This window comes from Candidatus Woesearchaeota archaeon (assembly GCA_018303405.1).
Lineage (GTDB): Archaea > Nanobdellota > Nanobdellia > Woesearchaeales > JABMPP01 > JAGVYD01.
Genome location: JAGVYD010000019.1, coordinates 1 through 14754, shown reverse-complemented (window position 1 = coordinate 14754; position 14754 = coordinate 1). Strand labels below are relative to the sequence as shown.

Genomic DNA, 14754 nt, shown 5'->3' with positions numbered 1-14754 from the left:
GGCAAAAATACACTTTTGAAGAATACCAAAGTGTAAGGAATCAGAGTCGGCTTACAGATTTCAACTAAACGCTGTGGGCTTCAGCCCACGGTAGTTTACTTTCTGGTAAAGTATAAAAACACGAATGTTCTCTTTCTTGATATGGCAACCCAACAGATGGTCCAAAGACTCAAAAACATTGAGGAAAGAAACAGGCGTGTCGAGATTGACAAGCAGTGGGAAACAAGCTATACAAGAAGGTCCCTTCTCACCCTCTTTACTTATCTAGCCATTGGCGTTTATCTGCAGGTTATAGAAGTACAGCGCCCATGGATTAATGCAATAGTCCCAGCCATTGCCTTTATGCTGTCCACCCTCACCATGCCTTTTTTCAAGAAAATCTGGGCAGATTTACATAAGTAGCTGTATGGCTGTCAGAACTCCTTCAACCAGTACAATTCTTCGCCAATTGTTGTTTCCTCGTCATGGCCAGGCAGTATTTTAACATCCTTCGGAAGCCCGGCCAGCTTTTGCAGGGTTTTTTTCATCTCAGCATCATTGCCCCCCCGCAAATCAGTCCTGCCATAGGTCCCCTTGAACAAAGTGTCACCTGTGAACAAGACTCTCTCCTCTTCACAATATATGCAGATTGAGCCGGGGGTGTGGCCAGGAGTATGCATCACTTTAAGCGCAACTTTTGAAAGCTTAAGCTGGTCTCCTTCTTTCACAGTAACATCGGCCACGGTTGGCTTTAGCCTGAAGCTTTGAAATGCGCCCTTTGGCTGGGGGTCAGCAAGCATCCCTTTGTCCTTTTCATGGCAGACTATTTTTGCGCCAGTAAATTCTCTTATTATAGAATTTTCATAAATATGGTCAAAATGGCCGTGCGTATTGATTATGTATGTCACTTTCAGATTCTCTTCTCTTAGAAAATGCATCAGCTTGTCAGAAACACCTTCCGGCACATCAATAATTGCTGCATCCTTGCCCATCTCGTCATAAATAACGTAGCAGTTGTTGTACAAAGGGCCGGATATTATCCTTTTTATCAGCATGGCATTGGCATAATTTAAATAAGATATAATTATTTCCATTTTGCAATGGCGCAACAGATAAAAATAGGGATGATTGCTGATTTTCCTGAGGGAGAAGGCAAGGTTGTTGAATTCGATGGGGAAAAATATGCAGTGTTCAAGATTGACGGCAGGCTATTTGCCACAACCAATACATGCCCGCACCAGGGCGGGCCTTTGGGGGATGGCATGCTTTCCGGATGCCAGGTCACATGCCCCCTGCATGGCTGGGTCTTTGATGTAAAATCCGGGCAATGCCAGAACTTTGAGACTGTAACCATAGAAACATTCCCTGTCGTTGCCAATGAAAATGGAGAAGTATTTCTGGTGATTGAATAATGGCAAAGGCTGGCAAAAAAAATTGTGAGGTTAAGGCCATTATCTTTGACTTAGGGGGGATTATAGTGTCAAATTCTGATGATGGTGTTATTAAGGGCATGTCTATTTTTTTTGGAGTGCCAGAGAAAAAACTTGAAAGGGTCCTTGTCAGCATCATAAAGCCGTACATGGAGGGCAGGGTCAGCAACAGGAAATTCTATAGTGTGCTTGCCGGTTCGCTCAGGATCAGGCGCCCAAAGCCATTTAATGCATATCGGAAAATGATGATTGAAACTTATCTCAGGCACGGCAGAATCTACAGGAGAATGACCGGCCTCGTGATGCGGCTAAGGAAGCATTATCATGTCGTTGCCCTGACAAACACAATAGCCCTGCACGAATCTGCGAACATCAGGAGAAAATTATTCTCATATTTCGACAGGGCATTCAGGTCAAACAGGATGGGCATGGCCAAGCCATATTTTACAACGGGCACAAAGAATCCAACGAAAATTTACCTTGAAGTCTGCAGGCGAATCAGGAAAAAGCCGGAAAACTGCATTTTTATTGATGATATGAAGCCTAATCTTATTCCAGCCAGGAAAATTGGAATGAAGGCCCTGCATTACCAAAATTATGGGAAGCTTTGCGGGGATTTGAGGGAAAGTGGAGTAACGATTTGAAGCCGGGTATAAAACATGCGCTAATGTGGGGCATATTATCTGAAATATAGTTAAAGAAATAAATTGAACAGGACAAAAACGGACAAAACCTATTTCAGCATCTTTTCAATCATATCCTTCAAGGCTGGCTTTGGGTATGCACCTATGACCATATCCACTGGCTTGCCGTCTTTAAAGAATATCAGGGTCGGAATGCTCCTGACATCATAGTCCTGGGCGATCTTCTGGTTTTCATCAACATTAAGCTTGACTACCTTTAGCTTTTCCTGGTATTCATTGCTCAGTTCCTCAAGGACAGGGCCAATAATCCTGCATGGGCCGCACCATTCTGCCCAGAAATCCACAACAACAAATCCCTTGTGCTGCAAAACCTGCTTGTCAAAATCCTTATCCGTTGCATGTACAGACGCCATTGAGAATCACCAAACTATGAGAAAACGCAATTATTTATAAAATAATCTTTTTTGCATTAAATTCCCTGTTTAACGCCATTTTTCTTTTCACTTATTCCCGTTTGCATGCTGAAACAGGGAGTCCAGTATCACAAATTCGCCTACTCATTTAGAAATTCGCGCAGAATTTGTAATTTTCCCAAAATATATACTGAAGTATCTATAATAAAGTATCATAATATTTAAATACTAGGCAAACCTTTGTAACACAACATATTGTGCTTAAAATGTGCCTGTACCACTATATCTTGTGGTGTAGGGGTCAGAGCACGGACAAGCTAAAACAGGGACTGTGTGGCCTTGGCCGGTAATGCATTGCGTGTCGGCGTATGTCTTCACTTGTGCATCAAAACTTGGCTGATAGTTACCATGCGCTCAACGAAACACTTCAGAACACTTCAGGGGTGAATAGATGGAATCAAAGCTTCTAAGGAAAAAATCAAAATCAGGAATGACTGTCAACAGGATCTACTCTAAGCCGGGAGAGGATGTACTGGATTCAATAACTTACACAAGGAGAAGCTCCATCATTACAGAGCCGGACGGAAAGGTTGTTTTCGAGATGCGCGATGCCGAAGTCCCAAAAACATGGAGCCAGCTCGCGACCGACATCATTGTCTCAAAATATTTCAGGAAGGCAGGCGTGCCTGAAACAGGGCATGAAACATCCGCAAGGCAGGTTGTGCACAGGATTGCCCACAGCATGAGGACTTTCGGGGAACAGCACAATTATTTCGCAACCAAGGAGGATGCTGATGCCTTTGAGGCTGAACTTGATTATGTCCTCATTACGCAGACAGGAGCCTTCAATTCCCCTGTTTGGTTTAATGCAGGGCTGCACCAGCAGTACGGCATCAGGGGCAGCGGCGGAAATTATGCCTATGATTTTCATGATCACCAGGTCACATTGACAGAGGACAGCTATTCACGGCCGCAGTGCTCTGCGTGCTTTATCCAATCAGTGGATGACGACCTAATGTCCATGTTTGACCTGCTGAAGAGCGAGGCCAGGCTGTTCAAGTTTGGCTCAGGAACCGGCACTAATTTTTCCAAAATAAGGAGCAAGTATGAAAAGCTCAGCGGCGGCGGGACATCATCAGGGCTAATGAGCTTCCTCGAGGTTTTTGACAGGGGCGCCGGGGCAACCAAATCAGGCGGCACAACAAGAAGGGCCGCAAAAATGGTCTGCCTGGACATGGACCATCCTGAAATTGTCGATTTCATTGAATGGAAAGCAAAGGAAGAGAAAAAAGCAAAAATCCTCATTGCAGCCGGATTCCCAGCTGACTTTAATGGCGAGGCCTACAAAACAGTTTCAGGCCAAAACTCAAACAATTCTGTAAGGATAAGCGACGAATTCATGAATGCATACCTGAATGGCAAGAAATGGGAAACGCGAAACAGGACTAATGGGGAAATGGCGCACGAATATGATGCAAGGGAACTGATGCAGAAAATAGCACAGGCTGCCTGGGAATGCGCAGACCCTGGTGTGCAATTTGACACCACAATCAATGATTGGCATACCTGCGCCAATACCGACAGGATTTATGCCTCTAACCCCTGCTCTGAATACATGTTCTTGGACAATACTGCCTGCAACCTGGCATCCATCAACCTCATCAAAATGATTGACAATGAAGGCAATTTTGATATTGAAAAATACAGGCATGTTATCAGGCTTTTTATCATAGCGCAGGAAATTGCAGTTGACATGTCTTCTTATCCAACAAAGGAAATTGCGCAGCGAAGCCATGATTACAGGACCCTTGGGCTTGGCTATGCAAATCTTGGAACACTGCTTATGGTTTCAGGAATCCCGTACGACAGCGATAAGGGAAGGTCAATTGCATCTGCACTGACAGCTATCATGACTGGCCATTCATACAAAACATCCGCTGAACTGGCATCACAGCTCGGGGCATTCCCTGATTATGCAAATAACAGGGAGTCAATGCTCAAGGTCATGAACAAGCACAGGGATGCTGCTTACAAGATAGATGTCAAGAAATGCCCGCAGGACATCCTCGAGGCGGCAAGGCAGGACTGGGACGAAGCAGTTGAGATGGGCGAAAGCTTTGGATACAGAAATGCCCAGACAACTGTCATCGCGCCAACCGGCACAATTGGCCTATTGATGGACTGCGACACAACCGGAGTTGAGCCTGATTTTGCAATTGTAAAATGGAAAAAGCTTGCAGGCGGCGGTTATTTCAAGATAATAAACCAGTCAATCCCAAGGGCCTTGGCAAAGCTAGGCTACAGCGAGGGGCAAATCGAGGACATGATTTCATATGTTCTTGGCCATGCAACTCTGGAAAATGCACCGCACGTAAACCCCGAAGCCCTGAAAAGGATGGGATTCACTGCAGAGCAAATCAAGGCAGCAGGCGATTATGTGGCTGCCACCAAGGGATTCGACGACTGGACCCCTCATATCAATCCAAAGGAGCTGAAGAAAAAAGGATTAACAACAAAACAGGTGCAGGAAGCAGCAGTTTATGTCGGCGGCAGCCAGACTTTGGAAGGAGCGCCGCATATGAAGGAAGAGCATCTGCCGGTATTTGACTGCGCCAACAAGTGCGGGACAGGCAAGAGATTCATTGAGCCAATGGGCCATGTGAAAATGATGGCAGCAGTCCAGCCTTTTATCTCCGGGGCAATATCAAAAACAGTCAACATTCCAAGTGAGTCAACAGTCGAAGACATAAAGAACATCTATGTCGATGGATGGAAATTGGGGCTCAAGGCAATTGCGCTTTACAGGGATGGGTGCAAGTCCAGCCAGCCGCTGAACACTGCCATGTCAACCGAAACACAGGAATCTGAGGCTGATAAATCAGCTGAAGCCATTGCTGTGCAAGAAAAGGCAGCCGCGGCCAAGGCAGAGCTGAAAGCAATGCCTGTAATTGAGGCATTTCCGCGCGGCAAGAGAATGCCATTGCCACAGGAAAGAAAAGGCACAACAGTTGAAAGCAGGATTGGCGGGCACAAGGTTTTCCTTAGGACAGGGGAATATTCTGATGGCGTGCTCGGGGAAATCTTTGTTGACATGCACAAGGAAGGGGCGGCATTCAGGAGCATGATGAACTGCTTTGCAATTTCAGTCTCAATTGGCCTGCAGCACGGCGTGCCGCTTGAAAAATTTGTCGACATCTTCACTTTCACGAGGTTTGAGCCCAATGGAATGACAAACCACCCGAACATAAGGTCGGCAACATCCGTGGTTGACTTTGTATTCAGGTTTTTGGGCATGAAATACCTTGGAAGGACTGATTTTGTCCATGTCAAGCCTGTTGACCCCACACCAATGGAACTTTCCCAGCCTTTGGACACATCAGTAAGGCAGACCGAAGGCACTGTTTCAGCTGGCGCAAATGTTGAGATTTCGTCAAGCATTATAGGCGAAAGCCATGGCGGCAGTGTGCTTGACAAGCAGCTGAGCGAAATGATGGGGGATGCACCTGCCTGCAATGAATGCGGGCACATAACTGTCAGGAACGGGAGCTGCTACAAGTGCCTGAACTGTGGGAATTCAATGGGATGCTCGTAAATCCACGGCATGCCAATAAATTTTATTTTCTTTTTTGAATTAATTTTATATACTCATGGCTTTCCCAACTTTCCATGGAAAAAATGAATGTTGCAGTTGGCGTCATAAAACACAATGGCCTTATTCTTTTGATGAAAAGATCGCCTGCTAAGAAATACTACCCCGGGAAGTGGGAGAATGCAGGCGGCAAAATTGAAAACGGGGAACACAAGGAAGCGGCCATTATCCGGGAAGTGAAGGAGGAAACTGGGCTGTTGGGTAGGGTAATCAGGCCTGGCCGTTCCTTTGAAGTCATGGCAGAAGACATAATCTTTGTCGTGCACCCCTTCCTGGTGGAGGTTCCCTCCGGAAGAGTCATGCTGAGCCGCGAGCATACGGAGTTTTCATGGATTCCTGTTGAGGATTATGTGAACTTTGAATGCGTGGACAGCATTGATTTGGATTTCAAGAACCTGGACTTGATATAGCGCTTATGCATCAGAACTCTGTCAACTTCTTTGTTTCGCCAGAATATTTCACTATCGTAGTTGTGCCTTCTGGGCCGCCTGTAATCTTCTCGGTTGTGATGTACCTCCCCTGCCGAAGCCTGGCCACTTTCCTCTGGAACCACTTGTAATTGTTCTGGCCGCCTGCTTCCTCATATGCCCTGAACAAGTCGCCACTCTTCTTGCCGGAATTTTCCCTGATCAGGTCAAGCAGCTTTTTTACATCGTCCTCAAGCTCATCCTTGCTGTTCACTGAGAAATCCTGTATCTTTTCCATTGCCTTCTTGACATGGTCCAGCCTGACTTTTCTTGAGCTTGCATCCTCTGCGCAATTCGCAGATTCCTTCATAAGATAAAGCCCCCTCCTTATGTCACCGGTTTCAACTGTCTTTCCCACAATGACAGAAAAGGCATCGTGTTCCCAGATATCAGGCACAAATGCATATTCCATCCTTTCCTTCAGTATCCCCCTTGTCTCGTCCGGGTTGTAAGGCAGGAACTCAATTGTTTCAGGCATGAGCCTTGATTTTATCCTTGGGTCAAGGCTGACAATCCAGTTCTTGAAATTGGTTACCAAAATAACGGTTTTTCTGTAAATATCCTCAAGAATCGAATAAAGAAAGTCATAATCCTTGGCGCGGTCAATTTCGTCGAAAACAAAAACAGCAGACTTCTTGTTGACTATTCTTTTTATCTCTGCGAAAAGCTCCTCTGTTTTCTTGTTCTGCGTGAACCTGTAGCCCAGCAAGTGGCAAATCTCGACAAATATCTTATAGGAAGAATCATTTTTCCAGCAATTGACATAGATTGTAAAAATTTCGTCACTTTCCTCTTCTATCTCCTCAATCAGGTGGTTGCAGGCGAGTGTTTTTCCAACACCAGGCGCGCCAAACACAACTGCATTCCTGGCATTTCTCTGGGAGAACAACGGCTTCATGCATGAGGCTATTTGCCTTTGCTCATTCTCCCTGAACTTAATGGCCTTTGGCATGTAATCAAAGTCAAGAGCCACATCGTTCCTGAAAAGCGATTCCCCGCTCCCTAGCATATCCTTGAAAACTGTCATGGTTTAGACCAAGAGCTGATTGTTTTTAAAGTTATGCAGGAAAAAGACTAAGACCTGAATATTTTCTGTGCTTCATGCAGGTGCCTGGGCTTAATGATGCCCATATCCAAATAATATATCTGTCCCTTTTCATCTCTTCCATAATTCTTGTCAAATTCCAAGTCCAATGTCGCATAATCTTCGGCGATTCCCTTCGCTGCCAGCATTCCTTGTATTTCCTTCATCCTTGCTGGCAAATTCTGGTTGCTTGTGCCGTGCATAAAGCTTCTATCAGTTGTAAATGTTTCCAAAGGTGGCATTAACATGGCAATGTTCCCGATGCCTTTCTCATAAAAATCTCTAACTTCTGTGTCAGGAGGATAAATACCCTCACTTATCAAAGACTGATACATAGACAAAAGAAAATTGATGTAAGCCGGGTCTTTTCTTAATCCCAGTATAACTTCCCGCGGCCCCCTAATTTGCTCAATTGCCGGGACTGGTTTGCCTGAAATTGTGCGAAAACCCTGCGAAGGGGCATTAAAGAGTCTTTTGACAAAATAATGTTTTCCATTTGCATCAGGTGGTATGCCAGTGTATACACTCTGCGTAAATTTTCCTTGGTCCCAGTGTGCCTGCACATCTTCCAAATCAAAAGGGCTTACTCTAGCAAACTGACTTCCCAATTTCTTGGCCGTAATTTCAAGCGCGCTTCGACTCATATTAGTTCCCTGTAATCTAAATAGGCACAATTACAAGCATAAAAAGATTAGCATTTTTACTACCATTTAATAGAAAAAGAATAATAAATTAAACATCCTTTTCCAAGTGTTTCATGATTTTCTTGAGATCCTCAGCAAGCCTTTCAATGCCTTTGCTGATGTCTATTTCTTGATGTGCAGCGTTGGAGATAACCAAAGTCGGAATGTGCACGTTGTCTTGGATTGTAACATGGTCCCACATCAATTTGCCCTGTTTAAATGCATCCACGGATTGATAAAGCTTTGTGATAGCCTCTCTTATTTCCCTGTCCAATTGACTGTATTTTTCCTCAGCCATTATTACCTTAGTCAATTCCAGCTTGGATTTTTCAATAAGCTGGGCAACAATCTTGTCCATCTGCACTTGTGCAACATCAATTTTGAGCAGCTCTTCAACCTTTTCAAACATCTGAATCTTGGCTTTTGTTCCTTCTTCCCCGGGCTTTACAGATCTGTTCCAGCAATCTGTGATTTCACGGACCAATTCGATTATTTTTCTCTTGTCCTTAATTTCCTCTCCCATAATCCCGCCTCCTAAGGTTTAATCTTTTTCAAACCATCCATATACTTGTGAAGCACAGTGGGAATTGTGATAGAGCCGTCTTTGTTTTGATAGTTCTCAATGATTGCGGCCATTGCCCTTGTTGTGGCAACTGCAGTCGCATTCAATGTGTGCACATATCTATTGCCTTCTGCAGAACGATATTTCACATTGAGCCGCGCCGCCTGGTATGAAGTGCAGTTTGATATTGAGCAGGCTTCGCGATATTGTTTTTGTACAGGGTAATAGACTTCAATGTCATATTTCTTCGCAGCAACTGTGCCGATGTCAGCTGTGCAGATGTTCACGACGCGGTAAGGCAGTTTCAGCTTCTTGAAAATATCCTCTGCATTTTTCAGTAGCTCCTCATGAAGCTGCCATGAATCCTCTGGCTTGCAGAAAATAAATTGCTCTACCTTGTTGAATTGATGCACTCTGAATATCCCCTTTGTGTCCTTTCCATGCGCGCCCGCCTCTTTTCTGAAGCAGGGAGAAACGCCAGCAAGCTTGATTGGCAATTGCGACTCATCCAGTACCTCATCCATGTACATTGCAGCCATGGGGTGCTCTGAGGTGGCAATCAGGTAAAGGTCTTCACCTTCAATCTTATACATAACATCCTCAAAATCCTTGAGGTCAGTAACGCCCTCGTATGGCTTCCTGTGCATAAGGTAAGGCGGCTGGACAAGGGTGTAATTTTTCTTGTAAAGCAAGTCCAGGGCAAGCTTTTGCAGCGCAAAATCCATCAGCACCAGCTCCTTCTTCAGGTAATAGAACCTGGCTCCGCTGATTTTACCCGCCCTTTCAATATCGGCAAGGCCGGCATCCAGGAAATCAACGTGGCTTTTAGGGTTAAAGTCAAATTCAGGTATTTTTCCAACCTCCCTCACGGTAATATTGTCATCCGGTGTTTGGCCATTTGGCACGCTGTCATGCAAGATATTTGGAATCTGGTAAAGCATGCTGCTTATTTTTTCGGAAGTCTGGTTCTGTGTTTCTTCAATTTTCTTAATTTCCCCGGGAATTCTTTTTGCCTCCTGCACCTTGGCTGCTATATCCTTGCCCTGCTTTTTCAGTTCATTAATTTCCTGGGCAAGATTGTTGCGCATCGCCCTTAGCTCCTGGCTCCTGCCTATCAATTTCCTGTGCTCTGCATCCAAGCCCAGGAGACTGTCAACTCTTGCTGACCAGTCTTCGTAGCCTCTTCTCTTGAGGTCCTTTTTGACAACATCAGGATTTTCCCTGATAAATCTCAATTCCAGCATTTTTATCGCCCTCTATTGCCCATGCACATGGATTTCCAATGGCATTTAAATCTTAGCCCTTGGCGTTTATTTTCCTCTTGATTTCATCCAGCTTCTTTTTCACTTTCTCAATGTCCTTTGGATCATCCGTGATATCAGCGACCTGCAGGTCCTGCGACAGGAGCTTGAGTTGCATGTCCAGGCTTGCCAGTTTCTGGTTTCCTGACATGGACGATTCTATTTCTTCTTTGATTTGGTCATATTCCGTTTCTATCTTATCAACAATCTTTGGCTCCCTTATGTTCTCCAATTCCGGCTTTGCAATTTTTCCCTTCTCCTGGCCACTTTTAGCTGCGATTTTTCCTGAAACACCATTTTCAGATGTCCAGTCAAATTCACTTTTTTCAGACTTTTTTTCAGCTTTTTCCGCTGCTTTTGGAATGGTTTGCTGTTCCTTTACCATTGATGGCTCTTCATCTTTTACAGCTGTTTTCTCTTTTTTGATTTCTATGGCTTCTGGCTTGTACGCCTCTCCAAAAGGAGCGTCATCTTCGGCTATTGCTGGCTCTTCGTCCATAGTTGCGCCTGGAAGCTGAATTCCAGCTGACCCTTCATCTGTAGGCTCTTGTGCCTCAGATGCCGCTATGGATTTTTTCTTTTCAACCTGGTCGACTGTTTTTTTCATTTTTCCAACCGGGGCCAGCTGGCCGGCATCGATGTCCAATCCCTTTAGTTCCTCAGCATACTTGTCTGGATATTTGGCAAGGTCAAGCGCATGCTTTACTGTGGCCTTGCTCCAGCCATGGGCAACTAAGGCTGCAATAATCCTGTCCTCATTTATTCCGGAGTCTGAATATTTTTTTACATACTCGAATAGCTGCCTAGTAACAGGAATTTTGGCAGCTGTATCAGGGGCTTCGTTATCGTCTGACCTGTAAATGGCCAGAAGTATTTCCCTGCGGCCATCAAGGATTTTCATCTCTTCCGCAATCTGCTCAATTTCAAGCTTTGAAAGCGCCTTGCTGTTCAGAGGCGCAATAAATATGCTCTGCGCAGCAGATATCCTGTCCTTGATGTACTGCAGCAAAAGCATAACCTGATTGAACCCCGCATTGAGATGCAGGAATGATAATCCATCAACAATTATTGCAGAGCGCGGGTTATCCACAATGGCCTTGTCTATTGCATTGTAAATCCCTTCAATATCTGTTGGCCCGATCATTCCCTGGCCTTCCTGGTTTGTCAGCCAATATATTGCCGCCAGCCGGAATTCGGGAACTTCTTCTGTCAGCAATTTTGGATTCAGGCGTGTTATGCACAGCACCTTGAAGCCTTCGGCATGCAGCATCCTGATAGTCTGGTAGCTTGTCCTTGTGCCGCGCTCATCTATAATATAGCTGAATCCTTCCCTAATATACTGCTTGCTGTCCTTTCCAGAGTCAGGGTGAACCTTCAGCACTTTCATGAATCTGGGCAGGGTTATTACTTCCTGGCGCACCAATGCACTTCCTGTTAGCAGAAGGCCAACCATGATTATTGTGGAAACAATCCACCAGAGCAATGTATTCTTGGTTTTGGCAGGGGCTTCAACGGAGAGTATTCGTTCAACAGTCACCTGTTTCTTTCTCTCGAATACCCCATACTGCTGGCCCATTCTTGCAGATATTTTCATGTCAATATTATAAACGCCAGGCTCTGCAGTTTCCGGGACTTTTACTACATAATTCTTTGTAAGCTTTGTTTCAACCCCTATATCATCAGTTGTTTCCCAGATAACACTGCTTCCCCGGTACATGCGCATTTCGACCTGGATTGCTGCACTCTCAGTCCCCATATCTGTTATGTCCAGAGCCAAGCCAAGCTCCTCACCGGGATTGATTACCAATTTCTGCGGCTCGAGCCTGAATTCAAGCGCTTCCTGGATGCGTTTTTTCACATTTACCTGAATCTGCAATAATTTTCCACGTCCTTCTGCAGAAACGACGATATCGCCGAAATACACTTGCGGAATGGCTTCGAGGCTTGCTGTTATTAGCATCTCAACAGCCCTTATGCTGTTGGGCGGGACAATAACATGCCTTTCCTGGAGGGAAATAAAGTTTGCCGCCTTGCCCGAAACTTCCAAATCAACTTCCAGCGGCTTATCGGCCAGGTGGTTCTTCACATAGAAAATTGCCTGCTTTGTCTCGCCGGCAATCAGGTCGTATTTGAGCTGGGAAGCATCAACGGATACAATGCTGTCTATGCTTGCATAATCAAGGGTTGCAAAGCCAGTTGGGCCGCCATCCAGCCCAAAGTTCATCACGAATCCCAGTGTCGCAACTACCATGATGAAAATTACAAATTTCTTTGCTTGTTCAGGTGTCATTTTCTTTTTTTCTTGGCCCGATGGTAAACCGTCCAGATGGTCCGGCTGTCCTTTTTAGTCAGCTTGGCTATGTCCCTGAGCGGGTGCCCCAGCTGCTCGTGCATGTAGGCCGCAAGATTTTCCAAGATGCTCAGCTGCCTGTTGGCGAAGATATCCAGCGGAATGAAATGCTCATTCAGAATCGGGATCTCAAGATTCTTTTTCCTGCAATTATTGTAAGTAATCCATATTGTTCTCTGGTCCCTGTTGGTGATTCTTGAGATTTCAGCGAAACTAAGTTTCATATTCTCTTTCATAAATTTGACCAGTGATTCCAATGGGCCAAGCCATGAGCTGAATATCGAAACAGGCGCTGCAAGAAGCTCTTCTTTTCTGGCTAAAATGCTTAGAATTTCTTCGGAGGAGATGTCCTCCTTGCGCTTGATTTCCTCAATCAGGCCCGCCAGCCTTTCAAAGTGGTCTCTATTCTTATGGTAAATTTCATGAGGCACTTTTCTATGCCCAATACTTATTTTGTAAGTTTTTTTAACCAAATTAACTTCACATTTACTGTAAATGTAAGATTATTATAATCAATTCGTGAATCTGTTTCTTATTATGTGCGATAAAGAGTATATATATTTTATTATTATACTTATTTTGTGTACTCTATTACTGCTTTTGTAGGATTAAACTCAAAAATAATGTATTATTTATACTTAATTTGTCTAATCAAATCTTATTATGTAAGAAAATAAGACGGTTATTATGAAATAGTTACCTATTATGATAAAATATTACTTATTATGTAAGATAATATCTAATATATTTAGTATAAACTACATATAATGTAGGTTAATAATTAGAAAATTTGATGTAGCATCTGGCCTTAACCTTTGGGATTTCAGCTGAAGCTAACACTCATACTGAAATCCCTTTCCTTACTGCTTCCTTCACAATGCTTGAATTGCTTTTTTTATGGGCAAATTCATCTGTTGTGTATGGCAGTACATCTATGTTCCTGTCAGAATCCCAATGCCTGAGGATTTTCGATATCCTGTCAAGCCAATGCACGTCCAGAAATGAGTCAGACACAATTATGAAATCGTAGTCGCTGTATTCCCTAAACTCGCCATTTGCCCTGCTCCCAAAAAATATAATTTTAGACGGCCTGAACTCATTTTTTACCTTTTTTATGAAAGCCCTTGCACTTGCATCTATTTTAATTTCGTTTCTGCCCATTTCATAACCTCTTTAGAGCCCTTTACAATCTTTTCAGTGTTATTCTTGTCATAAATCCTGGATGGCAAATCAACTGACGCATCCGGGTAGCGGGTATCTATAAACTTAGGCGTCAGCTCCTTGAGAAAAGAGTAAAATTTCTTAGGGGTTGTGGTATTTGAAGCCAGGTATATCAGTGAATGAGATTGCGGCACAATGCCTTTTTTTTCAAGCAGGAACAATGCCTTGAGCGATTTTTCCACTGCCTGCTGGCACATAAAGGCAGCCAAATAGAACTTGCCTCCTTCGAAATTATATTCTGCTGCATCAAAATCCTCTTTCGCCTGCTCCCACCAGTTGCTAATCTCTTGCCTCATCTTAAAGCCAGACTAATGCTGAAGATTTATAAAACTTCCCGAATAAATGTTGTTACTTCTTAATAGTTAAAAAATGCAAAGCTTTATAAACAAGCTTTTCTTAGTGTGGCTTACTCTATAAGGCAATAAGGCAATCAAAATGACAGAACAAACTTTGGAAACAGCTATCGCAAAACCAGGCTTATCAGCAGCCAGCGTGAATGAGCAAGGCAAACTTGAAAATTTTCAGGGCACACTTCTCCAAGGCTATTCTCAAATAAGGCCTGAAACATTCCAGCATGCTTATGAAATAATGAGGGACAGAAAGACTGACTTCAGCTTAAGAAATAAATGGTTCTACACAGCAGACGGCAATGTCTACACTTTTGAAGATGGAAAAGCTTATCTTTACAGCACAATGAGGGACTTAAATCCAATTCTTAAGCATATAGGGGAAGCAACAAGGCAACTTCTATCTCCAGCTCATAATTACAAAGTAGAACAAAATGACCTGGACGCAATTCTCAAATCTGACAAGGTTCTGAAAACAGACGTGGATAATCTCAAGCTCAAATTTGACAACAGAAACGATGAATTGGGTTATTTTGAAATTGACACATCAAAGCCACAGGAATTTAAAACACAAGACCAATTATTGCTTGCCATCCAAAAATACGGCGGAGGCAATTTGCAGGA

The 14754-nt window shown here is 43.9% G+C and carries 16 protein-coding genes; 6 read left to right on the top strand and 10 right to left on the bottom strand.

The genetic code is table 11. The features are described from left to right. Nucleotides 1-141 precede the first annotated feature (141 nt). Nucleotides 142-402: a hypothetical protein gene (locus tag J4227_07530; protein ID MBS3110353.1), complete on the top strand. Its 261-nt coding sequence runs from the start codon at nt 142-144 to the stop codon at nt 400-402. An 11-nt stretch (nt 403-413) separates the two neighbouring features. Here the strand turns inward: J4227_07530 and J4227_07525 are convergent, their stop codons facing one another. After that, nucleotides 414-1034, bottom strand: coding sequence for an MBL fold metallo-hydrolase (locus J4227_07525; protein MBS3110352.1), 621 nt, complete (start codon nt 1032-1034; stop codon nt 414-416). A gap of 45 nt (nt 1035-1079) precedes the next feature. On the opposite strand from J4227_07525, the gene nirD reads away from it, so the two are divergent. Both nirD and J4227_07515 read left to right on the top strand, forming a co-directional pair. Then, on the top strand, nt 1080-1391 hold the full coding sequence (gene nirD / locus J4227_07520) for a nitrite reductase small subunit NirD (GenBank protein MBS3110351.1): 312 nt from the start codon (nt 1080-1082) through the stop codon (nt 1389-1391). Next, a complete protein-coding gene (locus tag J4227_07515; protein ID MBS3110350.1) occupies nt 1391-2053 on the top strand; it encodes an HAD-IA family hydrolase in 663 nt (220 codons plus the stop codon). The genes nirD and J4227_07515 overlap by 1 nt, the downstream gene beginning before the upstream one ends. Before the next feature lie 89 nt (nt 2054-2142). On the opposite strand, the gene trxA is transcribed toward J4227_07515, so the two are convergent. Next, a complete protein-coding gene (gene trxA / locus J4227_07510; protein MBS3110349.1) occupies nt 2143-2466 on the bottom strand; it encodes a thioredoxin in 324 nt (107 codons plus the stop codon). A 451-nt stretch (nt 2467-2917) separates the two neighbouring features. Between trxA and J4227_07505 the strand changes: the two genes are divergently transcribed. Together J4227_07505 and J4227_07500 are read left to right on the top strand one after the other, a co-directional pair. Then, the gene (locus J4227_07505) at nt 2918-6058 is read left to right on the top strand and encodes a vitamin B12-dependent ribonucleotide reductase (protein MBS3110348.1); all 3141 of its coding nucleotides are present in this window, start codon (nt 2918-2920) and stop codon (nt 6056-6058) included. 74 nt (nt 6059-6132) lie between these two features. Continuing rightward, the gene (locus tag J4227_07500; protein MBS3110347.1) at nt 6133-6525 is read left to right on the top strand and encodes an NUDIX domain-containing protein; all 393 of its coding nucleotides are present in this window, start codon (nt 6133-6135) and stop codon (nt 6523-6525) included. A 10-nt stretch (nt 6526-6535) separates the two neighbouring features. Here J4227_07500 and J4227_07495 read toward each other — a convergent pair whose 3' ends face one another. From J4227_07495 to J4227_07460, 8 genes are all read right to left on the bottom strand, one after another. Beyond that, nucleotides 6536-7609, bottom strand: coding sequence for an AAA family ATPase (locus J4227_07495; protein MBS3110346.1), 1074 nt, complete (start codon nt 7607-7609; stop codon nt 6536-6538). Nucleotides 7610-7656: 47 nt separating this feature from the next. Continuing rightward, on the bottom strand, nt 7657-8310 hold the full coding sequence (locus J4227_07490) for a hypothetical protein (protein MBS3110345.1): 654 nt from the start codon (nt 8308-8310) through the stop codon (nt 7657-7659). Between the two features lie 88 nt (nt 8311-8398). Then, a complete protein-coding gene (locus tag J4227_07485; protein MBS3110344.1) occupies nt 8399-8872 on the bottom strand; it encodes a hypothetical protein in 474 nt (157 codons plus the stop codon). An 11-nt stretch (nt 8873-8883) separates the two neighbouring features. Beyond that, nucleotides 8884-10155 (bottom strand): serine--tRNA ligase, encoded by a 1272-nt coding sequence (gene serS, locus J4227_07480; protein MBS3110343.1) that lies wholly within the window; start codon nt 10153-10155, stop codon nt 8884-8886. 52 nt (nt 10156-10207) lie between these two features. Then, entirely contained in the window at nt 10208-12502 is a 2295-nt protein-coding gene (locus tag J4227_07475; GenBank protein MBS3110342.1) for a DUF835 domain-containing protein, read from the bottom strand. Further along, nucleotides 12499-12993 (bottom strand): hypothetical protein, encoded by a 495-nt coding sequence (locus J4227_07470; protein MBS3110341.1) that lies wholly within the window; start codon nt 12991-12993, stop codon nt 12499-12501. Before J4227_07470 ends, J4227_07475 begins: the two co-directional genes overlap by 4 nt. A 409-nt stretch (nt 12994-13402) precedes the next feature. Beyond that, nucleotides 13403-13723, bottom strand: coding sequence for a nucleotidyltransferase domain-containing protein (locus J4227_07465; GenBank protein ID MBS3110340.1), 321 nt, complete (start codon nt 13721-13723; stop codon nt 13403-13405). Then, nucleotides 13699-14079 (bottom strand): HEPN domain-containing protein, encoded by a 381-nt coding sequence (locus J4227_07460; protein MBS3110339.1) that lies wholly within the window; start codon nt 14077-14079, stop codon nt 13699-13701. Before J4227_07460 ends, J4227_07465 begins: the two co-directional genes overlap by 25 nt. Nucleotides 14080-14218: 139 nt before the next feature. Between J4227_07460 and J4227_07455 the strand changes: the two genes are divergently transcribed. Further along, nucleotides 14219-14754, top strand: a 536-nt coding sequence (locus J4227_07455; GenBank protein ID MBS3110338.1) for a hypothetical protein, incomplete at its 3' end; no start/stop codon positions are given.